The 21919-nt window shown below is 64.3% G+C and carries 26 protein-coding genes; 7 read left to right on the top strand and 19 right to left on the bottom strand.

Translation table 11 applies throughout. The features are described from left to right. Positions 1–85: 85 nt before the first annotated feature. Positions 86–694, top strand: a complete 609-nt coding sequence (locus tag I6F37_RS25110) for a TetR/AcrR family transcriptional regulator (RefSeq protein ID WP_035998138.1) — start codon at positions 86–88, stop codon at positions 692–694. On the opposite strand, the gene I6F37_RS25105 is transcribed toward I6F37_RS25110, so the two are convergent. The 15 genes from I6F37_RS25105 to urtA form a co-directional block, all read right to left on the bottom strand. Continuing rightward, positions 691–2349 (bottom strand): HWE histidine kinase domain-containing protein, encoded by a 1659-nt coding sequence (locus I6F37_RS25105; protein ID WP_035998135.1) that lies wholly within the window; start codon positions 2347–2349, stop codon positions 691–693. The two genes, I6F37_RS25110 and I6F37_RS25105, sit on opposite strands and share 4 nt — an antisense overlap. 299 nt (positions 2350–2648) lie before the next feature. Continuing rightward, complete coding sequence (ureG, locus tag I6F37_RS25100) at positions 2649–3272, bottom strand: urease accessory protein UreG (protein ID WP_225111680.1); 624 nt, start codon at positions 3270–3272, stop codon at positions 2649–2651. 39 nt (positions 3273–3311) lie between these two features. Beyond that, entirely contained in the window at positions 3312–4040 is a 729-nt protein-coding gene (locus I6F37_RS25095; RefSeq protein WP_225111712.1) for an urease accessory protein UreF, read from the bottom strand. Then, entirely contained in the window at positions 4021–4632 is a 612-nt protein-coding gene (locus I6F37_RS25090; RefSeq protein ID WP_225111679.1) for an urease accessory protein UreE, read from the bottom strand. The genes I6F37_RS25095 and I6F37_RS25090 overlap by 20 nt, the downstream gene beginning before the upstream one ends. A 13-nt stretch (positions 4633–4645) precedes the next feature. Continuing rightward, positions 4646–4945, bottom strand: coding sequence for a putative quinol monooxygenase (locus tag I6F37_RS25085; RefSeq protein ID WP_035998129.1), 300 nt, complete (start codon positions 4943–4945; stop codon positions 4646–4648). A gap of 130 nt (positions 4946–5075) precedes the next feature. Continuing rightward, complete coding sequence (ureC, locus tag I6F37_RS25080; RefSeq protein WP_036021626.1) at positions 5076–6791, bottom strand: urease subunit alpha; 1716 nt, start codon at positions 6789–6791, stop codon at positions 5076–5078. Positions 6792–6825: 34 nt separating this feature from the next. After that, positions 6826–7365: an HD domain-containing protein gene (locus tag I6F37_RS25075; protein WP_036021623.1), complete on the bottom strand. Its 540-nt coding sequence runs from the start codon at positions 7363–7365 to the stop codon at positions 6826–6828. Between the two features lie 57 nt (positions 7366–7422). After that, positions 7423–7728 (bottom strand): urease subunit beta, encoded by a 306-nt coding sequence (locus I6F37_RS25070; protein ID WP_026202067.1) that lies wholly within the window; start codon positions 7726–7728, stop codon positions 7423–7425. 9 nt (positions 7729–7737) lie between these two features. After that, positions 7738–8040 (bottom strand): urease subunit gamma, encoded by a 303-nt coding sequence (locus I6F37_RS25065; protein WP_007605424.1) that lies wholly within the window; start codon positions 8038–8040, stop codon positions 7738–7740. Positions 8041–8078: 38 nt separating this feature from the next. Further along, a complete protein-coding gene (locus I6F37_RS25060) occupies positions 8079–8909 on the bottom strand; it encodes an urease accessory protein UreD (RefSeq protein WP_225111678.1) in 831 nt (276 codons plus the stop codon). A gap of 38 nt (positions 8910–8947) precedes the next feature. Further along, positions 8948–9643: an urea ABC transporter ATP-binding subunit UrtE gene (urtE, locus tag I6F37_RS25055; protein ID WP_035998115.1), complete on the bottom strand. Its 696-nt coding sequence runs from the start codon at positions 9641–9643 to the stop codon at positions 8948–8950. A gap of 3 nt (positions 9644–9646) precedes the next feature. Continuing rightward, positions 9647–10408, bottom strand: coding sequence for an urea ABC transporter ATP-binding protein UrtD (gene urtD / locus I6F37_RS25050; RefSeq protein ID WP_018646608.1), 762 nt, complete (start codon positions 10406–10408; stop codon positions 9647–9649). A gap of 6 nt (positions 10409–10414) precedes the next feature. Beyond that, positions 10415–11584 (bottom strand): urea ABC transporter permease subunit UrtC, encoded by a 1170-nt coding sequence (gene urtC / locus I6F37_RS25045; protein WP_225152999.1) that lies wholly within the window; start codon positions 11582–11584, stop codon positions 10415–10417. Beyond that, positions 11581–13188, bottom strand: a complete 1608-nt coding sequence (gene urtB / locus I6F37_RS25040; protein WP_035998106.1) for an urea ABC transporter permease subunit UrtB — start codon at positions 13186–13188, stop codon at positions 11581–11583. The genes urtC and urtB overlap by 4 nt, the downstream gene beginning before the upstream one ends. A gap of 84 nt (positions 13189–13272) precedes the next feature. Further along, positions 13273–14595, bottom strand: coding sequence for an urea ABC transporter substrate-binding protein (urtA, locus tag I6F37_RS25035; RefSeq protein WP_035998103.1), 1323 nt, complete (start codon positions 14593–14595; stop codon positions 13273–13275). A gap of 480 nt (positions 14596–15075) precedes the next feature. Between urtA and I6F37_RS25030 the strand changes: the two genes are divergently transcribed. The 3 genes from I6F37_RS25030 to I6F37_RS25020 all read left to right on the top strand — a co-directional run bounded on the left by I6F37_RS25030 (position 15076) and on the right by I6F37_RS25020 (position 17441). Next, positions 15076–16659 carry a DEAD/DEAH box helicase gene (locus I6F37_RS25030; protein WP_225152997.1) on the top strand — a complete coding sequence of 528 codons (1584 nt, stop codon included), beginning with the start codon at positions 15076–15078 and terminating at the stop codon, positions 16657–16659. Positions 16660–16682: 23 nt separating this feature from the next. After that, on the top strand, positions 16683–16970 hold the full coding sequence (gene infA, locus I6F37_RS25025; RefSeq protein ID WP_035998101.1) for a translation initiation factor IF-1: 288 nt from the start codon (positions 16683–16685) through the stop codon (positions 16968–16970). Positions 16971–17228: 258 nt separating this feature from the next. Continuing rightward, positions 17229–17441: a cold-shock protein gene (locus tag I6F37_RS25020; RefSeq protein WP_035998097.1), complete on the top strand. Its 213-nt coding sequence runs from the start codon at positions 17229–17231 to the stop codon at positions 17439–17441. A gap of 91 nt (positions 17442–17532) precedes the next feature. Here I6F37_RS25020 and I6F37_RS25015 read toward each other — a convergent pair whose 3' ends face one another. The 4 genes from I6F37_RS25015 to I6F37_RS25000 all read right to left on the bottom strand — a co-directional run bounded on the left by I6F37_RS25015 (position 17533) and on the right by I6F37_RS25000 (position 20538). Next, entirely contained in the window at positions 17533–18147 is a 615-nt protein-coding gene (locus I6F37_RS25015; RefSeq protein ID WP_036036873.1) for a TadE/TadG family type IV pilus assembly protein, read from the bottom strand. Positions 18148–18170: 23 nt separating this feature from the next. Then, entirely contained in the window at positions 18171–18752 is a 582-nt protein-coding gene (locus I6F37_RS25010) for a TadE/TadG family type IV pilus assembly protein (protein ID WP_036021610.1), read from the bottom strand. Between the two features lie 205 nt (positions 18753–18957). Further along, positions 18958–19461: a pilus assembly protein N-terminal domain-containing protein gene (locus I6F37_RS25005; protein WP_057028157.1), complete on the bottom strand. Its 504-nt coding sequence runs from the start codon at positions 19459–19461 to the stop codon at positions 18958–18960. Positions 19462–19710: 249 nt separating this feature from the next. After that, entirely contained in the window at positions 19711–20538 is an 828-nt protein-coding gene (locus I6F37_RS25000) for a sterol desaturase family protein (RefSeq protein WP_036036840.1), read from the bottom strand. Positions 20539–20810: 272 nt separating this feature from the next. Here I6F37_RS25000 and I6F37_RS24995 point away from each other — a divergent pair, with 272 nt between their 5' ends. The 3 genes from I6F37_RS24995 (at position 20811) to I6F37_RS24985 (ending at position 21840) form a co-directional block, all read left to right on the top strand. Next, on the top strand, positions 20811–20975 hold the full coding sequence (locus tag I6F37_RS24995; RefSeq protein ID WP_025033956.1) for a Flp family type IVb pilin: 165 nt from the start codon (positions 20811–20813) through the stop codon (positions 20973–20975). 77 nt (positions 20976–21052) lie between these two features. Then, positions 21053–21193, top strand: coding sequence for a hypothetical protein (locus I6F37_RS24990; RefSeq protein ID WP_162131143.1), 141 nt, complete (start codon positions 21053–21055; stop codon positions 21191–21193). A 122-nt stretch (positions 21194–21315) separates the two neighbouring features. Beyond that, the gene (locus I6F37_RS24985) at positions 21316–21840 is read left to right on the top strand and encodes a prepilin peptidase (RefSeq protein ID WP_036021607.1); all 525 of its coding nucleotides are present in this window, start codon (positions 21316–21318) and stop codon (positions 21838–21840) included. Positions 21841–21919: the final 79 nt, after the last annotated feature.

Raw genomic sequence — 21919 nt, 5'->3', positions numbered from 1 at the left:
TCGCGACGAAATCGTGCGATTCTGCTAGGCCGAATGCCGCCCCTGGGCTATGCCGGGACCCTGCGTGAGGAGACCGGGCGTGGCGATGGCGAAAGACGGGCGTGAAGAGGCGGAGCGCGCGCCCCGGCGCGGCCGGCCAAGGTCGATTGAGACCACCAACGCCATCCTCGAAAGCGCCTATGCACTGATGGCGACCACCGGCCTTGCCGCCACCACCATCGATGCGATCGCACGGCACTCCAGCGTCTCCAAGATGACGATCTACAAATGGTGGCCGTCGCGGGAAGCGCTGCTGATCGACGCCTTCCTCCACCATGCGTCGCAGATGCTGCCGCTGCCGCCCGCGAGCGCGGGCACGCCCGCGGCGCGCGCGCGGCGCCACGCCGCCGCCTATGCCGAGGCGCTGCAGGGCGAGTTCGGCAAGGTGCAGCTCGCCGTCGTCTCCGAATGCATTTCCAAGACCGGGTCGGCCGAGCTGTTCTACGCCCGGTACCTGCAATTCCGCCGCGACGCGCTGGTGGACATGATCGCCGCCGGCCAGAAGGACGGCAGCATTCAGGCCGAGGGTCCTCCTGAGAATCTCTACGACGCGATCTATGGCAGCCTGTTCTACCGCTATATCTTCGGCATCGCGCCGATCACACCCGGCTACGCGCGCAGCCTCGTCGATCTGGTGTTGCAACCGAAAGGTTAGCCGCGCACCGGCCTGACCGGCGCCGAGATTTTATCCGTGCGGTCGCGCTCGGTCATGTCGACGACCGTCTCCATCGGCGCGGTCAATTCATAGACGTAGGAGACGTCGGTGAAGAAGCGCTTGGCGGTCCCGCCCAGCGCCTCGGGCGCGACGCGGTCGAGCAGGATCAGGCCGAAATCGGAATCGGGCCGGCGCGTCGCCTCGCTGGTGTTGAACTCCTCCCAGCGGAAATGGAAGACCTCGTCGCCCTCCTCGCCGGTCACCGTCCAGTTGGCGGTGATGTGCGGGTGCTTGCCGACCAGCGACAGGCCCTCGTCGGAATGCGAGGCGAGCTCGAAGAACAGCAGCGACAGGCTCTGTGCGGCACGCGCGCTGACCGCGATGTCGGGGCCGGTGACGGCGATGCGATCGGCATGCGGAATCGCGCGCGCCTCGAACAGGCCCTTCAACTTGACACCCTGCCACTGGCTCTCGCTGAGCAGCGACACCACATTGGACATGGCGTGGATGCGCCCGATCAGGAGCTCGCGCGCGATGTCGATGTCCGAGCCGTGGCGCAAGGTGCGCGTCACGATCGACTGGATCACCGCCAGGATGTTCTTGACGCGGTGGTTGAGCTCGTCGATCACCGCGGTCAACCGCCGCTCGAATCCGATCCTGACCTGGATCTCCCGGCTGAGCCGCAGATTGTTGTAGGCGACGTAACCGAACAGGCCGCACACCATTGCGGTGATGGCAAAGCCGATCGCCGCTACGATGATGGCGGTCTGCTCGGCGCGGCGCACCGAATTGGTCTTCGCGTAATAGCCGAGCTGCCAATCGCGGCCACCGAAGCTCACCGTGCGCGTCGCCGACGGGGCCCCGTCCGCCGCCGCGATCCGCGTCGAGACCACGCCCTGATCATTGGCGATCAGCTCGCCGCCGTCCTTGCGCGGATCCCTGAGCGCCACCGCGAACAGCGACATGTCGTCATTGGCCAGCATCAGCGAGGCGAGCTCGTAGGAAAATGTGACGAAGCCGGCCGGCTCCGTCGCACCCTCGGGAACGACTGGCGCGGCCACGATGATGCCGATCGGCCCGTTTCCGCGGATCAACGGCACCGGGTCGGAGGCAACCGACCTCTTTTGGGCGCGCGCCCGCGTGAGCATCGCGCTGCGAACCGGATCCTGATCGTAGCTGCGGCCGGGCAAGGCCGTGGTCTCGTTGCTGCGCGGCTCGAGATCCAACAGCACGTCGATCGGCTGGGTGACATCGGCAGGATTGATCGGCTTGTCGTCAAACGAGCGGATCTGCGGATTCGGGAAGCCGGCGCTGGCGATGGCGGCTTGCGCGTCCGCAAGCTCGTTCGGCTTCAGCCGGGCGATCCAGCCGGCCACCACAAAGTCGGTCTTGAAGGCGTAGATCGCCGAGCGCAGCGGCTCCAGCATGTTCGGCTTGATCACCGACGGCGCGCGGAACAGGCCCGAGGCGACACGCGCGAGCAGCTCCCGCTCGGTCAGGCGGTCCTGAACCAGGCTCGCATGCACGTCGATCGCCCGCGCTAGCGCGATCCGGTCCAGCGCCAGCTCCTGGTCGTGGACGCGATAAGCCGCAAGCCCGGAGAGCAAGGCCCCGAGCAGAGCGATGAAGCCGATGATGAAACCCAGCCTGACCACGCGATTACTCAGGCGAAAGCAGGAGGTCGGCAATGAACACGGAGCACATGAACGCCGCTCGAACGGCCAGAGGCCGAAGCAGGGTAAACCCCAGTGGCGGAGATAATGAAGGAGGAGGCATCAGTACGCAACTTAGGTCGCCTGAAAAGCTTAATCCGCCCGGCCGATGGTCTGGCCGGGATGAATTCGCCCCGGGCGCCGGAGGTAGTTAATCGCCGTGTCCGAAATTTGTTCCGTGGGTTGCGGCACGGCCCGGGCGTTAACGGCGAGAAACGCCTGCGCCAACTGGTCGCGTCCGGTCAGCCGCCCCGTTTCAGGCCGCCTTTAGCCTCGATGAAGCCGACGATTCGGTCGAGCCCCTCGCCCTTCTTGAGGTTGGTCATGACGAAGGGCCGCTCGCCGCGCATACGCCTGGCGTCCGTCTCCATCTTCTCCAGGGAGGCGCCGACATGGGGCGCAAGGTCGGTCTTGTTGATGACCAGGAGGTCGGACCGGGTGATGCCCGGGCCGCCCTTGGACGGGATCTTGTCGCCGGCGGCGACGTCGATGACATAGATGGTCAGGTCGGCCAGCTCCGGGGAAAAAGTGGCAGCGAGATTGTCGCCGCCGGATTCGATCAGCACAAGGTCAAGTCCGGGAAACTTGGCGCGCATGTCCGCGACCGCAGCGAGATTCATCGAGGCATCCTCGCGGATCGCCGTGTGCGGACAGCCGCCGGTCTCGACGCCGGCGATGCGATCCGGCGTCAGCGATCCCGAACGCACCAGGAACTCCGCATCCCATTTGGTGTAGATGTCGTTGGTGATTGCCGCAATGTCATAGCGCTCGCGCATGGTCTTGCAGAGCAGGTCCATCAGCGCGGTCTTGCCCGATCCGACCGGACCGCCGACGCCGACACGCAAAGGACCGTGAGATTTCGCCATGTGACTTGTTCTCTCCTGATGACTTGACGGCCGCACCGCTCACGACCGAAACAAGCGGGTATATTGCGTCTCGTGCCGCAAGCTGGCGAGATCGGCCCGGAACGTCGCGCTGCCGAGATCGTCCAAGGTCGCATTCAACGCGCGATTGGCGGTGGCGGCGACGGCGGCTTCCAGCCTCACCAGCACACGCTGGCTATCGGTCTGGCCGAGCGGAATGAGCCGGCTGGCGGCGGAAATCCAGTTCGAGACCAGCGCATGCAGGAAGGCGTGCAGCGTCGGCGCCAACGGCACGGCGTGCATCGCGGCAACTACACCGACCGCGACCGGATAGACCAATGGCGCGCTGCATGCCGCGACCGTCGCGTCCAGTCCGTCGGCATCCCACGCGGCGCGCGAGATGTCGATGAAGGCGCGGCCCTGTGAGGTCGTCTCCAGCTGCCGCTCGCGCGACGGCACGAAGGCGCTCGCGAGCTCGGCGATCTCGTTCAATGCGGCCGTCTCGCCCGATTCCGTGGCGCGATAGGCGTGGACCAGAAACGTCGCGTCACAGAAGCCGGAGCCGTCGCCGAGCATCGCATCGAGCCAATCCGCCAGCGTCGTCGTGTCGGTGACGTCGCCCGCCTCGACCGCCCATTCGATGCCGCTGGAGTAGGAGAAGCCGCCGACGGGAAATGCCGGCGAAAGCCAGGTCATCAGCCGGTACAGCGCCGCCGCCTCGCCCTCGGCAAGATCACCGGCGCCGACCGGCTCATTTGTGGTCATGAGCATGCTTGTGGCCGTGGTGATGGTCGGGATGATCGCAATGCTCGTCGTGGTGATGGTGGTGCTCGTGGCTATGGTCGTGCGAGCCATGATCATGGTGGTGGCCATGGTCATGGTGATGATGGCCGCGATCGTGATGCGCATGGTCGTGTCCATGCGCGTGGCCGGCATCGGCGTAGGCGCCGCCTTCGGGATCGAACGGCGCCTCGATCTCGATCACACGCGCGCCAAGGCCCTTCACCATCGCCTCGATGACGTGATCGCGGCGGATGCGCAGGGCCTTGGCCATGATCTGGGTCGGCAGATGACGGTTGCCGAGATGCCAGCCGACGCGGACGAGGTGGTGCGGATCGCGGCCGCGGATTTCGAGCAGCGGCTCGGGCGCCGCGACCACCTCGATCAGCCTTCCATCCTCCAGCACCAGCGCATCGCCGCCGCGCAGCGCGACGGCATGTTCCAGGTCGAGCAGGAATTCGAGACCACGCGTTCCGGTCATCGTCATGCGGCGGCGGTGCCGGTCGTCGAAATCGAGCACGACCGTGTCCGCCGGAGCTTCCGTGAAGCGGTGCTGTCCCCTGACCTGCGTCGCCCGGATCATGCGTCTTACCTCTTTACCGTGTCTCGACCTTCTCGGGCGTGATGTATTCGATCTTCGGCGGCGCCGTGAAACATTTCACCGCAACGCGGCCGAACGTCTTCATGTGCTCGGCAGCGCGATGCGGCCCCAGCGCTTCCATATTCTCCCACTGCTCGACGAACACCATCTTGGCAGGGTCGGTGACGCTCTCATGCAGGTCATAGGCGATATTGCCGGGCTCTTTCCGCGTCTCCTTGATGCAGGCGGTGGCGGCTGCAATGAATTCGGCGCGCGTCTCAGGCTTGATGGTCAAGGTTGCAACGACGTAGATCACGAGAAATCCTCCCGGCTTTTCTTCTGAGGGTTACGATACCGGGCGGGACATTAGACCAGGCGGGACCGAACGCAAAACCGCAAAAAGCCGTCCCCGGACAACCGCCGGGGACATGCGTCGAGACGCTATTTCAGTACATGAAATATCGCTGCGCCATCGGCAGCACCTCCGCCGGAGCACAGGTCAGGAGCTCGCCATCGGCGCGCACTTCATAGGTCTCCGGATCGACCTCGATATCGGGCGTCGCGTCGTTGTGGATCATGCTCTTCTTGGAGATCTTGCCGCGGGTGTTCTGGACGGCATAGAGCTTCTTCTCGAGGCCGAGCTTGCGCGCGAGGCCACCGGTGATCGCGGCCTTGGAAGTGAACACCACCGAGGAGGCCGTACGTGCCTTGCCGAACGCGCCGAACATCGGCTGGTAGTGCACCGGCTGCGGCGTCGGGATCGAGGCGTTGGGATCGCCCATGGGCGCCGCGACGATGGTGCCGCCCTTGACGATGCAGTCCGGCTTGACGCCGAAGAAGGCCGGCGACCACAGCACGAGATCGGCCATCTTGCCCTTCTCGACCGAGCCGATCAGCTTCGACACGCCATGCGCGATGGCGGGATTGATGGTGTACTTGGCGATGTAGCGCTTGACGCGGAAATTGTCGTTGTCCTTGCCCTTGTCCTGCGGCAGCGACCCGCGCTGCTTTTTCATCTTGTCCGCGGTCTGCCAGGTCCGGATGATGACTTCGCCGAGGCGGCCCATGGCCTGCGAGTCCGAGGACATCATCGAGAGCGCGCCGAGGTCGTGGAGGATGTCCTCGGCCGCGATCGTCTCCTTGCGGATGCGGCTTTCGGCGAACGCCAGATCTTCGGCGATGGACGGATCGAGATGGTGGCACACCATCAGCATGTCCAGATGCTCGTCGATGGTGTTGCGGGTGAACGGCCGCGTCGGGTTGGTCGACGACGGCAGCACGTTCTTCAGCCCGGCGACCTTGATGATGTCAGGGGCATGACCGCCGCCGGCGCCTTCGGTGTGGAAGGCGTGGATGGTGCGGCCCTTGAACGCCTTGATCGTGTCCTCGACGAAGCCGGATTCGTTCAGCGTGTCGGTGTGGATCATCACCTGGATGTCGTGATCGTCGGCGACCGACAGGCAATTGTCGATCGCGGCCGGCGTGGTGCCCCAGTCCTCGTGCAGCTTCAGCGCACAGGCACCGGCCCTGATCATCTCGACCAGCGCGGCGGGGCGCGACGCGTTGCCCTTGCCGGAAATGCCGAGATTGACCGGGAAGGCGTCGAACGACTGGATCATCCGCCCCATATGCCAGGGCCCCGGCGTACAGGTGGTCGCGAAGGTGCCGTGCGACGGGCCGGTGCCGCCCCCCAGCATCGAGGTGACTCCTGACATCAGCGCGTGCTCGATCTGCTGCGGACAGATGAAATGGATGTGGCTGTCGAAGCCGCCGGCGGTGAGGATCTTGCCCTCACCCGCGATCACGTCGGTGCCGGGGCCGATGATGATGGTGACCCCGGGCTGGATGTCGGGATTGCCGGCCTTGCCGATGCCTGCGATCATGCCGTCCTTGATGGCGACGTCGGCCTTCACGATGCCCCAATGGTCCACGATCAGCGCATTGGTGATGACGGTATCGGCCGCGCCCTGCCTGTTGGTGACCTGCGACTGCCCCATGCCATCGCGGATCACCTTGCCGCCGCCGAACTTCACCTCCTCGCCATAGGTGGTGAAATCCTTCTCGACCTCGATGATGAGGTCGGTGTCGGCCAGCCGCACCTTGTCGCCGGTGGTCGGGCCGAACATGTCGGCATAGACGGAACGCTTCATCTTGACGGACATCACAAGCCCCGTTTGCGATTGAATGTCTGGTTGGTCACAGCAAGGCCTTTGCTGCTTTCACGGCGTCATCGAATTTTTCGTCGAGCCACGCATTGCCGCCGCGGCACCCCGCCACGACCTGCGTGGCCCAGGCGATATAGTCGGCGAGATCTTCGCGCTCCCCAGCACTCGGATCGGTTTGAATGCGCGCGCCCGTATTGCTGATCTTGTCGGCGATCTTGATCAGCTTGGCGCCCGGCGATTTGTGGGGCGCGTCCTCGATCTGCTTCTGCCGCCGCTTCGCTTTCGGCAAGCTCATGTCGTCGGTGCACTCGGCAACGAGGGACGCGACCCGATCGGAAAATCTCTGCGCGAGTTCCTCGCGCGTGGTGTCGGTGTCCTCGATGGTATCGTGCAGCCAGCCGGCCGCGACCAGCTCGGCATCGGCGCCGTTGGTCGCGGTCGCGAGCAGGTTCGCGACCTCGGCGAGATGATTGATATAGGGCTCGTTGCCGCGGCCCTTGCGCGCCATGCCGTTATGGCGCTGCGCGGCGAGCTCGGCAGCTTCCGAGACGAGGCGGATTGGCGAGAGCATGGAAATTACCTCCGTTTCCGCCTCAACCATGCCGCGCCGTGCTCGTTCCTGCGGAGGTCACAGCTTCCCCATCACATCGCCGCGGAAGCCGTAGATCGTCTTCTTCCCCGCCATGGCGACGAGCTGGACGTCGCGGGTCTGGCCGGGCTCGAAGCGGACGGCGGTGCCGGCGGCGATGTCGAGGCGCATGCCGCGCGCCTTCTTGCGGTCGAACTTCAGCGCGGGGTTGGTCTCGAAGAAATGGTAGTGCGAGCCAACCTGGATCGGGCGGTCGCCGGTATTGGCGACCGTCAGCGTCACGGTCTTGCGGCCGGCGTTGAGCTCGATCTCGCCGTCCTGAATGAAGAGTTCGCCGGGGATCATGCTCTGCTCCTACCTGATCGGCTCGTGCACGGTGACGAGCTTGGTGCCATCAGGAAAAGTCGCCTCGACCTGGATGTCGTGGATCATCTCGGGAATGCCCGGCATCACCTGGTCGCGGGTCAGAACTTGCGCGCCTGACTGCATCAGCTCGGCGACGGTGCGGCCGTCGCGCGCGCCTTCCAGAATGAAATCGGAGATGATCGCGATCGCCTCGGGATGGTTGAGCTTGACGCCGCGGTCCAGCCGGCGGCGGGCCACGATGGCCGCCATCGAGATCAGAAGCTTGTCCTTTTCGCGGGGAGACAGATTCATGCGACATCTCTTCCGTTCAACACGTCAATTCAACCAGTCTAGTTCAGCCAGAGCCGCGGCAGGGCCGCACCGGTGCGCGCCAGCACCGTCATCATGTCGGTACGCAAACGCGCCGCATCTTGGGCACAGAACCGCGCCATTGCAAAGCCATTCCAGGCCGAGATTCCGACTTCGCCGGAGAACGATTCCGACGCCTCCCGGATGCGCTCGACCAGGGCTTCGTCGCCGGGCACGATCAGGGCTGTGCCGATCGCCGCGCCACCTTTGGCGACGGCGGACCGGCCGAGCTTGGCACCGATATCGCCGTCGAGCCGGACCGTCTCGGCGAACACCAGCCGCCCGCCGCGGCGTAGCCGCCAGCGGTCGACGAACTCGCCCTGCTCCATCCGCTCGCCCATGGCGGTGCGGCCGAACACCACGATCTCGCAGAGCAGGAGCGAGGCCGCCTCGTCGAGGTCGATGTCGAAGCGGCGCTGGACGCGGGCACGGTCGAACAGAATCGTCTCCTGGGGCAGCCAGGCAAGATGCGCGTCCGCGCCGACCTTCAGAGCGTTGTTGAGCTGCGCTGCCGCTCCGGGCGTGCGATAGACCTTTTCGGCGGCCGCTGTGGTCAGCGTCAGCCGCGCTGCATCCGCCGCCGCTATCTCGATATCAAAGCGATCACCGCCGGCAACACCGCCGGCCGTGTTGACGAACACGCCGGACAGGCCCTGATCTTCCGGCGAGGGAAAGCGGACGCGGAGCGAACCGGATTCATGCAAGGTGCCGCGCCGTGTCACCCCGTCGCGCGCATGCACGTCGAAGCGCACGGTGCCACGGGCACGGTTGGCCTCGAACAGCGTGGACGTGGCTGACAATTCGCTGCGCATCCGTCTCCCCCAACCGGTCGCGGCAGGTCTGTTCCGGCTTACAGCGCCATCTGGCGGCTGATCTCGCCCGGATCGAGATTGGAGCGGTCGCAGGTGAACTTCACCGCGCCGCGATCCATCACCGCGAAACTGTCGCCGAGTTCGCAGGCAAAGTCGAGATATTGTTCGACCAGCACGATGGCGATGTTGCCGAGGTTGCGCAGATACGAAATGGCGCGGCCGATGTCCTTGATGATCGAGGGCTGGATGCCTTCGGTGGGCTCGTCGAGCAAAAGTAGTTTCGGCCGCATCACCAGCGCGCGGCCGATCGCGAGCTGCTGCTGCTGGCCGCCGGAGAGGTCGCCGCCGCGCCGGCCCAGCATGGATTGCAGCACCGGAAATAGCGAGAACACGTCGTCCGGAATGTGCTTGTCCTCGCGCTTGAGCGGACCGAAGCCGGTCTTGAGGTTCTCCTCAACCGTCAGCAGCGGGAAGATCTCGCGGCCCTGCGGCACGAAGCCGATGCCTTTGCGCGCTCGCTCATACGGCCTGAGGCCGGTGATATCGCTGCCGTCGAACACGATTGCGCCCGAGGAGATCGGATATTGCCCGACCATCGCGCGTAGGAGTGAGGTCTTGCCGACACCGTTGCGCCCGAGCACGCAGGTCACCTTGCCGGGCTCGGCCGAGATCGAGACGCCGCGGAGCGCCTGCGCCGCGCCGTAGAACAGATTGATGTCCTTGACCTCAAGCATTGCTCAGCGTCCCAGATACACTTCGATGACCCGCTCGTTGGACGAGACCTGGTCGATGGTCCCTTCCGCGAGCACCGTGCCTTCGTGCAGGCAGGTGACCTTGACGCCGAGCTCGCGCACGAAGGTCATGTCGTGCTCGACCACCATGACGGTGTGGGTCTTGTTAATTTCCTTCAGCAGCTCGGCGGTGAGATGCGTCTCGACGTCGGTCATTCCCGCGACGGGCTCGTCGACCAGCAGCAGTTTCGGATCCTGCGCCAGCAGCATGCCGATCTCCAGCCATTGCTTCTGGCCGTGGCTGAGGCTGCCGGCGAGACGATTGCGAGCCTCGGTGAGGCGGATCGTCTCCAGCACCTTGTCGATGCGCTCGGACTCCGCCTTGCTGCCGCGCCAGAACAGCGTGCCGCGGACCGAATGGTCGACATTGAGCGCCAGCAGGAGGTTGTCCTGCACGGTCTGGCTCTCGAATACGGTCGGCTTCTGGAATTTGCGGCCGATGCCGAGCTCGGCGATGCGAGTCTCGTCGAGGCGCGTCAGGTCGGTGACGCCGTCGAACAGCACGGTGCCTTCATCCGGCTTGGTCTTGCCGGTGATGATGTCCATCATCGTGGTCTTGCCGGCGCCGTTCGGGCCGATGATGGCGCGCATCTCGCCGGGCTCGAGCGTCAGCGATAGATTGTTGATGGCGTGGAAGCCGTCGAAGGAGACGTGCACGCCGTCCAGATAGAGCATCGCGGAGGTCGCGCGGGTGTCCATGACGTTCATGACCGCTTACTCCGCCATCTTGGGTTCGGTGACGCCGTCTTCGGCCGCGGCGCTCACGGAAGTCGCGGGGGTGCGTTTTTCCTTCGACTGATCCCACCAGGCGTTGAAGGTGCCGACGATGCCCTTGGGCAGCAGCAGCGTCACCAGGATGAACAATGCGCCCAGCATGAACAGCCAGTACGGCGCGAGCACGCCCGAGGTGAAGAACGTCTTGGCGTAGTTGACGACGACGGCGCCGAGCGCCGCGCCGACCAGCGTGCCGCGGCCGCCGACCGCGACCCAGATCACCGCCTCGATCGAATTGCCCGGCGCGAATTCGCTCGGATTGATGATGCCGACCTGCGGCACGTAGAGCGCGCCGGCGACTCCGGCCATGCAGGCCGACACCGTGAACACGAACAGCTTGTAGGATTCGACGCGGTAGCCGAGGAAGCGCGTGCGCGATTCCGCGTCGCGCACGGCAATCAAGACCTTGCCGAGCTTGGAGGAGACGATGGCGCGGCAGATCAGGAAGCCGATGATCAGCGCCAGGCAGCTCAGCGCAAACAGCGCGGCGCGCGTCCCTTCCGCCTGCACGTTGAAGCCCAGGATATCCTTGAAGTCGGTCAGGCCGTTATTGCCGCCAAAACCAAAGTCGTTGCGGAAGAAGGCGAGAAGCAGCGCGTAGGTCATCGCCTGCGTGATGATCGACAGATAAACGCCGGTGACACGTGAGCGGAAGGCGAGCCAGCCGAAGCAGAAGGCGAGCAGGCCCGGTACGACCAGCACCATCAGCGCCGCGAACCAGAACATGTCGAAGCCGTGCCAGTACCAGGGCAGCTTCTCCCAGTTCAGGAACACCATGAAGTCGGGCAGGATCGGATTGCCGTAGACGCCGCGGGTGCCGATCTGCCGCATCAGGTACATGCCCATGGCGTAGCCGCCGAGCGCGAAGAAGGCGCCGTGTCCGAGCGAGAGGATGCCGCAATAGCCCCAGATCAGGTCGATCGACAGCGCCAGGATGGCGTAGCAGACATACTTGCCCCAGAGCGCGACGAGATAGGTCGGCACCTGCAGGATCGAGCCCGCGGGAAGCAGCAGGTTGGAGAGCGGAATGAGGATGCCGCAGGCCGCGACGACGGCAAGGAAGATCGTCGCGCTGCGGTCCAGCGATCGCGTCAGCATGTGAGGGGTCATGCTTCCACCGCACGGCCCTTGAGCGCGAACAGGCCGCGCGGCCGCTTTTGAATGAAAAGGATGATCAGGACCAGGATGGCGATCTTGCCGAGCACGGCACCGGCGACCGGCTCCAGGAACTTGTTGGCGATGCCGAGCGTGAAGGCGCCGACGAGCGTGCCCCAGAGATTGCCGACCCCGCCGAACACCACGACCATGAAACTGTCGATGATGTAACTCTGGCCGAGATTGGGGCTGACATTGTCGATCTGCGACAGCGCGACGCCGGCGATGCCGGCAATGCCCGAGCCGAGGCCGAAGGTCAGGGCGTCGACGCGCGAGGTGGCGATGCCCATGGAAGCCGCCATGCGGCGGTTCTGCGTCACCGCACGCATTTCGAGGCCCAGCGCGGTGTAGCGCAGCATCGCGAGCAGAATCGCGAACACGGCGAGCGTGAAGAGAAGGATCCAGAGCCGATTATAGGTGATGGTGATCTGGCCGAGCTCGAACGCGCCGCTCATCCAGGAGGGGTTGCCGACCTCGCGGTTGGTCGGGCCGAACATGGTGCGCACCGCCTGCTGCAGCACCAGCGACAGGCCCCAGGTCGCGAGCAGCGTCTCGAGCGGACGGCCGTAGAGGAAGCGGATGATGCTGCGCTCGATCAAGACGCCGATCGCGCCGGCGACGAGAAAGGCGAGCGGCACGGCGATCAAGAGCGAATAGTCGAACAGGCCGGGATAGCGGGTGCGGATCACCTCCTGGACCACGAAGGTGGTGTAGGCTCCGATCATCACCATCTCGCCATGAGCCATGTTGATGACGCCCATCACGCCGAATGTAATGGCGAGCCCGATCGCGGCGAGCAGCAGCACCGAGCCGAGCGAGAGACCGTACCAGGCATTCTGCACCATCGACCAGACCGCGAGCGAATTCTGGATCGAGCCGATCGCGCTCGCGGCGGCCTTGGTGACCGAGGCCGGCTGGTCGCCCATGCCGGTGAGCAGCGCCAGCGCATCCTGGTCGCCCCGCGCCTTGAGGGTTGCGACCGCTTCGAGCTTCTCGACCTCGGTGGCGTCGGACTTGAACAGCAGGATCGCGGCTCGGGCCTCAGTGAGCGCCGCCTTGACGGATTTGTTGGCTTCCTTGGCAAGCGCGGCATCGACCGCCTCGAGCGCGGTCTCCTCGTGCGACTTGAAGACGGACTGCGCGGCTTGCAGGCGCGTTCCCAGATCCGGAGACTGCAGCGTCAGGCTCCCGAGTGCGGCGTCGACGCTGCGGCGCAGGCGGTTGTTGAGGCGAACCGCGCTCGCACTGTCGGGAACGCTGGCAACGGCCTCGCCGGTCGCAGCGTCGATCGACTTGCCGTCCGCATCGGTGACGTAGACCTTCTTACTGTCGGGATCGGCCATGAGACGGCCGTCCTGGAGCGCATTGATGATGGGAAAAGCCAGCTTGCTGCCGCTGCCCGCGATCACACCGATCGCTTCTTCCGTGTCGGAAAAATCATCGTTGGCGAATTTGGCGACCGCATCCTCGAACGGACCGGCGAAGGCCGGCAGCGCGAACGCAATCAGGAACAACGAGAGTGCAAGCGAACAGAGACGAGCGGACAAATGGGCTGGCACTGTGAATGACCCCGGCAGAAATGAGTGGAGAAGGCGGCGGGATCGCCGCCCTCTCCGGTCTTGCAATGGAGCGTCAGATCGGGATCAGGAGCCCGAGCCGAGGCACTTGTTGGACTTGGTGTTGAAGTTGCCGCACTTCTTGCCGACCCAGTCGCCGATCAGGTCCTTGGAGCCGTCGAGCTCCTTCGACCAGGCGTCGCCGGGGACGAGGCTCGGGGTCTTCCAGACCACGTCGAACTGGCCGTTGCCCTTGATCTCGCCGATGAACACCGGCTTGGTGATATGGTGGTTCGGGAGCATCTTGGAGGTGCCGCCGGTCAGGTTCTTGGCTTCGATGCCCGGGAGAGCGTCGATGACCTTGTCGGGATCGGTCGACTTCACCTTCTCGACCGCCTTGACCCACATGTCGAAGCCGATCACGTGCGCTTCCATCGGATCGTTGGTCACGCGCTTCGGATTCTTGGTGTAGGCCTGCCACGCCTTGATGAACTTCTCGTTCTCCGGCGACTTGATCGACTGGAAGTAGTTCCAGGCGGCGAGGTGGCCGACCAGCGGCTTGGTGTCGATGCCGGCGAGCTCTTCCTCACCCACCGAGAACGCCACCACCGGGATGTCCTTGGCCTTGATGCCCTGGTTGCCGAGCTCCTTGTAGAAGGGAACGTTGGCGTCGCCGTTGATGGTCGAGACCACCGCGGTCTTCTTGCCGGCCGAGCCGAACTTCTTGATGTCGGCCACGATCGTCTGCCAGTCGGAATGACCGAACGGCGTGTAGTTGATCATGATGTCTTCCTGGGCGACGCCCTTGGACTTCAGATAGGCCTCCAGGATCTTGTTGGTGGTGCGCGGATAGACGTAGTCGGTGCCCGCGAGCACCCAGCGCTTCACCTTCTCGTCCTTCATGAGGTAGTCGACGGCAGGGATCGCCTGCTGGTTCGGCGCAGCCCCCGTGTAGAACACGTTACGCTCGCTCTCCTCACCCTCGTATTGCACGGGGTAGAACAGGATGCTGTTGAGCTCCTTGAACACCGGGAGCACCGACTTACGCGACACCGAGGTCCAGCAGCCGAACACGACCGAGACCTTGTTCTTGGTGATCAGCTCGCGCGCCTTTTCGGCGAACAGCGGCCAGTTCGATGCGGGATCGACGACGACGGCTTCCAGCTTCTTGCCGAGCACGCCGCCCTTCTTGTTCTGCTCGTCGATCAGGAAGAGGATGGTGTCCTTCAGCGTGGTTTCGCTGATTGCCATGGTGCCGGACAGGGAGTGGAGTACACCCACCTTGATGGTGTCGTCGGCGGCCTTTGCGCCAGTCAATGAAGCCAGACCGAGCATCAGTCCGGCGGTCGCAGCGAGCACGCCGCGGCGGCTAAATGACGCCGCTATATCGTGAGTGGATTTGTTAAACATGAGTGCCTCATCTCCCTGACGCAGACGTGAAAAACGCTGCGAAACGGCCCCACGGCCGCCTGCGGTTAACGGAATCGCAAGAACCATGCCATGGGCTGGGCACCCATCAACTTATTGAATTTACAAAACTAATTGACAGAAATCGAAGTTTCTCCGCAGACTTGCAGCCTAAATCATAGGCAACATAAATGTATGCGAAAGCGGCAGTCAGACTACTTTCTAAGCAAATCGCCAATTCTGGCTAAATTTCTGGCAGCAGTATTTTTGCATCGCACCCGCTGTTTCGGAGGCAAGTGCCTTGAAAGCGCCCCCTCGATGTTCCATATGAGCGTCCGAGACCTCTTGCGAATCAAGGGGTCGTAGCGAGCCGCGTGTTCTTAAGCCCTCTACGGGCCTCTGGCTTGCCCCATCTCTCCCAAGCCATCCGACACCCCAAACACGCAGGTGTCTTCTCGACACCCTTTTGCGCGCGCCGCGCTGATGCGCCGGGCGTTCGCTTTTGACATGGAAAGAACCCCTCTTTTGACTTCGTTTCAGGACTTCGGCCTCGCCGAACCCATCGCGCGCGCTCTTCGTGAAGAGAATTACGTCACCCCAACCCCGATCCAGGCCCAAACCATCCCGCTGGCATTGACCGGCCGCGACGTCGTCGGCATCGCCCAGACCGGTACCGGCAAGACCGCGTCCTTCGCGCTGCCGATCCTGCATCGTCTGCTCGAGAACCGCATCAAGCCGCAGCCCAAGACCGCCCGCGTGCTGGTGCTGTCGCCGACCCGCGAGCTGTCCGGGCAGATCCTCGACAGCTTCAACGCCTACGGCCGCCACATCCGCCTGTCCTCGACGCTCGCGATCGGCGGCGTGCCGATGGGCCGCCAGGTCCGTGCGCTGATGCAGGGCGTCGACGTGCTGGTCGCCACCCCCGGCCGCCTGCTCGACCTCGTGCAGAGCAACGGCTTGAAGCTTTCAAGCGTCGAGTTCCTCGTGCTCGACGAAGCCGACCGCATGCTCGACATGGGCTTCATCAACGACATCCGCAAAATCGTCGCCAAGCTGCCGATCAAGCGGCAGACCCTGTTCTTCTCGGCCACCATGCCGAAGGACATCGCCGAGCTCGCCGATTCCATGTTGCGCGACCCCGCCCGTGTCGCGGTGACCCCGGTGTCCTCGACCGCCGAGCGGATCAACCAGCGCATCCTGCAGGTCGACTTCGCGGCCAAGCCGGCCTTCCTGACCAAGCTGCTGCAGGACGAGGCGATCAACCGCGCGCTGGTCTTCACCCGCACCAAGCACGGCGCCGACAAGGTGGTGAAGACGCTGGCCAAGGCCGGGATCGCCGCCAACGCCATCCACGGCAACAAGTCGCAGAACCATCGCGAACGCACGCTGGCCCAGTTCCGCTCGGGAGAGATCCGCACCCTGGTCGCCACCGACATCGCCGCCCGCGGCATCGACGTCGACGGCATCAGTCACGTCATCAACTTCGACCTGCCGAACGTGCCGGAGACCTACGTCCACCGCATCGGCCGCACCGCACGCGCCGGCGCCGACGGCACCGCGATCTCGCTGGTCGCGGGCGGTGAGGAGCTCGGCTATCTGCGCGACATCGAGCGCCTGATTCGCGTCGCCCTGCCGCGGGAGGACCACCGCACCGACGCCGGCCGCCGCGACCCCGGTCCCGCTCCGTCACAGCAACGACAGGGCCGGCCGGGCGGCCGGCCGGGCCAGCGCCCGCAAGGCGCACGGCACGGTGACGGACGTCGCGCCGACGAACGGCATGCCGACGGGCGCCACCATAGTGCCGGCAAGCAAGGCGACGGCGGGCACGGTGAGGGACGCCACGCCGAGGCAAGGCATGCGGACGGACGGCCCGGCGGTGGCCCGAATGCCCCCAAGGGTTCTCGCCGCCGCCGCTCCGGTGGTAAGATGCATTCATCGCCTGTCGACCGTCCGGAACAGCGTTCCGCGCATAGCGCCGGGACCCCTGATGGGATACAAGGCGTTGCCTTTTTGCGCCGCCAGAGTCGGCCAAACAGCCAACCGAACCGCAAACCCTATTCGCACTAGCCGTCCACGACCTGGAGATATCAATGGCTAAGGAAGAGCTGATCCAGTTCGAAGGACTGGTCACCGAAATCCTCCCCGATGCCCGCTACCGCGTGCAGCTCGACGCCGGACACGAGATCGTTGCCTATACCGCCGGCAAGATGAAGAAGAACCGCATCAAGACGCTCGCGGGCGACCGCGTGACCGTGGAGATGTCGCCCTATGACCTCGAGAAGGGCCGGCTGATTTTCCGCCACAAGGACGAACGTCCCAGCACGCCGGGCGGACCGCCCCGTCCCGGACAGCGCGGCGGCCAATTCCGCCGCCGCTAGTCGGCTGCGGCGCGGGTTCGAATTCCGATCTGTTAGGTGATCCGCCGTGACATCACGGCGGATCAAAAAATCGTGCGCGTCCGGATTGTTTCGAACCGTTGCTTCCGATAAAATGAATTAATCGATTTTCGGCCGGACGACATTGGCATCCACCGGTACAGCCGGTTCAGACACGCTGACGACCCTTCCAGAAATTCGATCTAACCCTGCCCGCGCGAGCGGGCTCCGACATAGTGTTATCTGAGAGGGACTACCCCCGTGAGCATGGGAACCGTGAAGTGGTTTAACGCAACCAAGGGCTATGGCTTCATTCAGCCCGACGATGGCGGCCAGGACGTGTTCGTTCACATCAGCGCCGTGGAGCGCGCCGGCCTCGGCTCGCTCCGCGAGGGCCAGAAGATCTCCTACGAGATCGTGGCCGACCGCCGTTCCGGCAAGTCGGCGGCGGACAACCTGCGCGCTGCGGGCTGAGCCCGCCGGGCGCCGGCCCGATCACCGAGCCAAAGCAAAAAGGCCGTGCGCAACGCACGGCCTTTTTCATGTCACGGGCGGCTGACAGATCTCAACACGTCGACGGCACGTTGTTGTAGGGCACGCAGGTGACCTGACGCGGCCGCGTGTAGGAGAGATCGCTCAGGGTTACGCTCGACTTCAACACGTAGCCGATGGTCGGCGTGTAAGTGTAGTTGGCTTCGCTCAGGATGAGATAGCTCGACGGAATCAAGAGTGCCGGGGGAATCATCGTGGTGACCGTGTCGCCGGCGTTCCGAGCCGAGGTCGCAAGCGTGGCTTGCGTCGCGCCGCTCGCAATCGTGCCGGCCCTGCTCCACTGGACCTTGGCGATGCTGTTGGCGTCGATGTAGATCTGGGAGATCGTGCCCTTCACGAGCGCAGCGTCGTAAGGCATGACGACGGAGATGCTTGCCGTGAACGTATCCTTCATGCCGGCATCGTTGAGCGTCGTCGACTGCGAGGTCAAATCGGACAATGTCCGCGCGATCAACGTGATTTTGCGGTCGATCGCCACGGCGGACGAAAATTCCACGGTGCCGAAGAACATCACCAGCATCAGCGGTACGATGATCGCGAATTCGGTCGCCGCCAGGGCGCGCTTGTCGGCGACGAAGCCGCGCACGGAGCCGCGTGCATTCCTCCAGATGTTCGCAATCGCCCGCATCGGTCCGCCCAGATCCATCTGCCTCAGAAGGGTTCGTTCTTGAACGCCACCGTCGCCACCATCAGCCGCTTGTTGCTGCATCCCGCGTTGTAGCCGAGGCCGGTGACGATGAGCGGCCATTGATAGAACAGGCGCACCACGACGACCTGGCCGGAGCTTCCGGCACTGTACTGCATGCCGGAGGGATTGAAGGTGCAGGAATTGCCGAAATTGGTGAGGCTGAGCGTCCCGAACGAGCTGGTGCTGACGACGTCGACGTACAGCTTGCTGCAATCGAACAGCGCCGGAATCTTGCTGCAGACGAAGGTCTTGAACGTCGTCTGATCGCATGCAGCGACTGTGTTGGGCGCGGACTGGCAGGCCGCCACCGAGCCGCCCTGCGCCTGAGCCTGGCCGGTTAGAATCGCGCGCGCGGAGTCCTGCGCGATGGTCTCGAGCACCTGGCTGGAGAAGAACATGAGCGCCGTCTCGAGGATCGCGAACAGCAGCGCGAAGAACATCGGTGCGACCAGCGCAAATTCGACGGCTGCGGAGCCGCGGCGGTTGCCGCGAAACCGGAGCAGCGCTTTCCGGAGCGTGAACCTCGTAGGTGCAGGCGATGGCATCTCGTCAAATTCCCCAGCGGCCGGCGATCATCTGCCCGTTCAATAGCGGAAACTGATTGTCTAAGTGTTTCAGACGATCCGCTTCCGGCGGACCGCGCCGTTAACACCGCGTTAACCAGCGCCCGCAAGCGGGAGGAAGCACGGCATGCAACGAGGTGCCGCCCTCGAATCGAGCGGCTTGGCGGGATCGAGGCCCGCCCGTGGGCTAGTTTGGCTTGGCAGCCGCGCCGGCACCCGCACCTCCGCTGGCGCTGCTGCTCAGCGTACCGGCCTGGCTCATCGCGTTGTTGAAATAGGTGTCGCTGTCGCCGAGCGTCACGCGGCGCTGGCAAAGCGGCACGCAACTGTAGGACTCCCGCTCGACCCCGCGATAGACGGTGACGAGCCGGTCGCTCGGACCTTCGACCTGGATCTGGCGGTCCACCAGAATCTCGCCGCCGCGGTCGAGCGCGATGAAGTTGGTGGCCCCGTAGCCCTTTCCGGTCACGACGATCATGCCGCCGGGCTGGAGCGTGACGTCGGCGATCAGGGGATTGCCGACCACGATGGTCGCCACCTTGCCGGGCAGCCGCACCAGCTTGGCCTGGTCGACATTGACGGCGATGGTATCGGCGACTGGCTCGGCAAGGCCGGCGGCCGGCGAGGCCAGCACCGCAGCGGCAACCAGTACACAGACGCGCACATGACGGCGCAGCATTTCTTTACGCATACTCTTACCCCCGGGACGTCACAGACCGGCAGAAGCGACCGAATACAGCGGAGCCGGTGCCCGACCCGGCTAACCTGCCTTTAATTCGTGAACGTTCCGCAAACTCGCCGAGTATTGTTTGAACGGACGGACATTTGCGGGCTCGCCCCTAAAGCGCGATGAGTTTTGGATGAATCGTCATCGCGCTTTAGGTTGTTGTTTACGCATGATCTTTCCGGAAAACTGCTTCGCACTTTTTCGGATTATGCTTTAGTGCCGGAACGGATAGGCGAGCTGGCCCCCGATCTCCTTGGGCATGGCCGCTTCGTCCTTGCCGTAATCCTGTGGCAGCCTGCCCTCCGGCATGCGGAAGGTGCCGAACAGCACGTCCCAGATCGGGAACGTTCCGGCGAAATTGGTGTCGCCGCCCTCTTCGAGCGAGGTGTGGTGCCAGCGATGGAAGACCGGCGTCGCCAGCACGTATTTGAACGGTCCGAAAGTCCAGTTCAGGTTGGCGTGCACAAAGGCCGAGTGGAAGGTGGTGAACGGGCCGACCCAGACCATGACGTTCGGGGAGATGCCTGCCATCAGCAGCACGACGTCGACGCTGATCGTCCCGAGCAAGAGATTGACCGGATGGAAGCGCGCCGCGGAGATCCAGCCGATCTCCTCCGACGAATGATGGATGGCGTGATATTTCCAGAAGCCGCCGTCGTGGAAAAGCCGATGCAGCCAGTACAGCATGAAATCGGACAGCACCAGGAACAGCACGGCCTGCAGCCACAGCGGCAGCTGCGCCAGCGGACCGTGGCCATTGTCGTAAAAGGCGATGAGCTCGTCGGCGTCGTGGATGTTGAAGACGACGCTGGCGCCGACAACCAGCAGCCCGATCCGCATGGTGCGGGCGAACACCGGAACGAAGAACCAGTAGCAGATGTCGGTGACGATCTCCCGCTTGCGCCACCACGGCGCGCCGGGATTGCAGGCCCAGAAATGCTCCAGCACGGTGAAGACCGCCGCGAGCACCAAGGTGACCGGGATCACCTTGACGATGGTCTCGCCGAGCATCAAGGCGACTTGCATGGGCAGGCTCGACATCGTCGCCTCTCTCCGCGAATTCCGCTGTAGCTTAAGGCCTACTCCGCGAAATTTAAGGGAGGGTGAAGCACGCGCCGCGTTGGCGGCGCATCCGGAACCGCAACGAATTTGCAGGTGCCGTCTTAAGGCGAAATTCACTGTGGGCAAAAGCATCGCGCCGGACGTGGGATTACCCGGTCGAATTAACTCTCCCGAAAGAGCTCGGCTCTCATGGTCGTCGCGTCAACGACAGCGCCGAACGAGGCGGTCCCCACCCAGACGGAGTTTTGTTCATGAAGAACTTGATTGCGCGTTTCGCGAAGGATGAATCCGGCGCCACCGCCATCGAATACGGCCTGATCGCCGCCGGCATCGCGCTGGCCATCATCACCGTCGTCAACAATCTCGGCACCACGCTGAACGCCAAGTTCAGCTCGATCAGCACCTCGCTGAAGTAAGCGGGTCCACGAACGACGGCAAAAGCCCCGGACCTCCGGGGCGTTTGTTTTTCTGAAGACGGCGAGTTCCAGTGGCGTTGCACGAGTTCAGAACCGATGCCGCGGTCGCGGCCCACGAGACCGAAGCGGCGCAGGCCGGCTCGCCGGTCTATTGGATCTGCCTTGCGCTGCTGGTTGCGACGGTCGCGCTCGCCGCACGTATTGCCAGCTTCTGGTGAAAGCGCGTTCGTCGGCCGGGGCCCGGGCGCGCCCGTGCCGCCGTTGTCGGTTTGTTTAGCATCGCGCGCTAGCATCGCCCGAAGCAGCTCCCGCGACAAACCCAGGCCTCAAGACGCAGCCCATGATTCTCGACCTTGCGCGCCTTCTGCTCTTCCCGGCCCTGATGGCGTTCGCCGCCGCGAGCGATCTCTTCACGATGACGATCTCGAACCGCGTATCGCTGGCGCTGGTGGCGGGCTTCTTCGCGCTCGCCCTCGCCGGGGGCATGGCACCTTACGAGATGCTGAGTCATGTCGGCGCCGGTGCGCTCGTTCTGGTCGTGGCCTTCACCTGCTTCGCCATGGGCTGGGTGGGCGGCGGCGACGCCAAGGTCGCTGCCTCCGTCGCGCTCTGGTTCGGCTTCCCACATCTGATGAACTTCCTGCTCTACGCCTCGCTGTTCGGCGGCGCGCTGACGCTGCTCCTGCTGCAGTTCCGGCAGTGGCCGCTGCCTTACGGGCTGGCAGGACAGGCCTGGCTCGCACGGCTGCACGCCAAGGAGAGCGGCATTCCCTACGGCATCGCGCTCGCGCTGAGCGCGCTGATGGTCTACCCGGAGACCGAATGGGTGAAGGCGATCGACCTCGCTCGCCTCGCGCTGCGCTGAACGCTCCGGGTAAACCCGGCGTTAAGGCGATTTAGATACGCCTCATTAACCATGCTTTGACGAATAGCTGGTCAACTGC

This window comes from Bradyrhizobium sp. NBAIM08 (assembly GCF_020193935.1).
Taxonomy (GTDB): Bacteria; Pseudomonadota; Alphaproteobacteria; order Rhizobiales; family Xanthobacteraceae; genus Bradyrhizobium; species Bradyrhizobium yuanmingense.
This window is presented reverse-complemented; position numbering and strand designations above follow the sequence as displayed.

Bases quoted from the DNA above. Each gene is read 5' to 3' on its own strand.
- I6F37_RS25110 (WP_035998138.1), top strand. From the start codon at position 86: ATGGCGAAAGACGGGCGTGAAGAGGCGGAGCGCGCGCCCCGGCGCGGC.
- ureG (WP_225111680.1), bottom strand. From the start codon at position 3,272: ATGGCGAAATCTCACGGTCCTTTGCGTGTCGGCGTCGGCGGTCCGGTC.
- I6F37_RS25095 (WP_225111712.1), bottom strand. From the start codon at position 4,040: ATGCTCATGACCACAAATGAGCCGGTCGGCGCCGGTGATCTTGCCGAG.
- I6F37_RS25090 (WP_225111679.1), bottom strand. From the start codon at position 4,632: ATGATCCGGGCGACGCAGGTCAGGGGACAGCACCGCTTCACGGAAGCT.
- ureC (WP_036021626.1), bottom strand. From the start codon at position 6,791: ATGTCCGTCAAGATGAAGCGTTCCGTCTATGCCGACATGTTCGGCCCG.
- I6F37_RS25075 (WP_036021623.1), bottom strand. From the start codon at position 7,365: ATGCTCTCGCCAATCCGCCTCGTCTCGGAAGCTGCCGAGCTCGCCGCG.
- I6F37_RS25070 (WP_026202067.1), bottom strand. From the start codon at position 7,728: ATGATCCCCGGCGAACTCTTCATTCAGGACGGCGAGATCGAGCTCAAC.
- I6F37_RS25065 (WP_007605424.1), bottom strand. From the start codon at position 8,040: ATGAATCTGTCTCCCCGCGAAAAGGACAAGCTTCTGATCTCGATGGCG.
- I6F37_RS25060 (WP_225111678.1), bottom strand. From the start codon at position 8,909: ATGCGCAGCGAATTGTCAGCCACGTCCACGCTGTTCGAGGCCAACCGT.
- urtE (WP_035998115.1), bottom strand. From the start codon at position 9,643: ATGCTTGAGGTCAAGGACATCAATCTGTTCTACGGCGCGGCGCAGGCG.
- urtD (WP_018646608.1), bottom strand. From the start codon at position 10,408: ATGAACGTCATGGACACCCGCGCGACCTCCGCGATGCTCTATCTGGAC.
- urtC (WP_225152999.1), bottom strand. From the start codon at position 11,584: ATGACCCCTCACATGCTGACGCGATCGCTGGACCGCAGCGCGACGATC.
- urtA (WP_035998103.1), bottom strand. From the start codon at position 14,595: ATGTTTAACAAATCCACTCACGATATAGCGGCGTCATTTAGCCGCCGC.
- I6F37_RS25030 (WP_225152997.1), top strand. From the start codon at position 15,076: ATGCGCCGGGCGTTCGCTTTTGACATGGAAAGAACCCCTCTTTTGACT.
- infA (WP_035998101.1), top strand. From the start codon at position 16,683: ATGGCTAAGGAAGAGCTGATCCAGTTCGAAGGACTGGTCACCGAAATC.
- I6F37_RS25015 (WP_036036873.1), bottom strand. From the start codon at position 18,147: ATGCGGGCGATTGCGAACATCTGGAGGAATGCACGCGGCTCCGTGCGC.
- I6F37_RS25010 (WP_036021610.1), bottom strand. From the start codon at position 18,752: ATGCCATCGCCTGCACCTACGAGGTTCACGCTCCGGAAAGCGCTGCTC.
- I6F37_RS25005 (WP_057028157.1), bottom strand. From the start codon at position 19,461: ATGCGTAAAGAAATGCTGCGCCGTCATGTGCGCGTCTGTGTACTGGTT.
- I6F37_RS25000 (WP_036036840.1), bottom strand. From the start codon at position 20,538: ATGTCGAGCCTGCCCATGCAAGTCGCCTTGATGCTCGGCGAGACCATC.
- I6F37_RS24995 (WP_025033956.1), top strand. From the start codon at position 20,811: ATGAAGAACTTGATTGCGCGTTTCGCGAAGGATGAATCCGGCGCCACC.
- I6F37_RS24985 (WP_036021607.1), top strand. From the start codon at position 21,316: ATGATTCTCGACCTTGCGCGCCTTCTGCTCTTCCCGGCCCTGATGGCG.